This window comes from Streptomyces sp. LS1784, assembly GCF_020103755.1.
Lineage (GTDB): Bacteria > Actinomycetota > Actinomycetes > Streptomycetales > Streptomycetaceae > Kitasatospora.
On record NZ_JAHSQD010001258.1, the window covers coordinates 1 to 611 of the forward strand.

Genomic DNA, 611 nt, shown 5'->3' on the forward strand with positions numbered 1-611 from the left:
GCCGCCCGGGCCGCCCGCGAGGCCTGCGCTTCCCGCCGCCCGGGCCGTCCGGTTCAGCCGTCCGTCGGCCGCTGACCGGCGCGGAGGCTGAGCGACTCCTCCAGGCTGGTGGTGAACTCGCTGAGGTGGCCCGCCTGCCGGTCGTGCGCGCGGAAGCGGTCCAGCGCCGTGCGCAGCCGGCCGCGCACCTCCGGCTCCCGTCCCCGGGCCAACAGGTGAGCGGCGTAGGACTGTTCGGCCAGCGCGTGCAGGTACAGCAGGCCGGCCTCCTCGCAGGTGGCGAGCAGCCGGTGCCAGACGAGGTCGGCGGCGTCGTCGCGGACGGTCGGCGGGAGGGCCTGCGCCTCGGTCAGCAGTGACCAGAGGTGGACCTGGGTGACCGGTGTGGCCGGCAGCAGTTCCCGGGCCTCACGGGACCGGCGCCGGGCGCCCTCCAGGTCCCCGACGGCCAGGTGCACCCAGCCCTGGTGCACCTTGGCGTCGACCAGCCGCCGGCGGTCGCCGGACTCCAGCGCGAGCGCGGTGGCGGAGGCCGCCAGCCGCTCGGCCTCGGCGCAGTGGCCGAGCATCGCGGTGACCAGCGCCTGCGTGGCGAGCGCCCGGACGTGCGC

General features: G+C 77.6%; 1 protein-coding gene. It reads right to left on the minus strand.

Annotated features, from left to right (window positions below):
* Positions 1 to 53 precede the first annotated feature (53 nt).
* On the minus strand, positions 54 to 611 hold a 558-nt coding region (locus tag KS423_RS46855), incomplete at its 5' end, for a hypothetical protein (protein ID WP_224285700.1).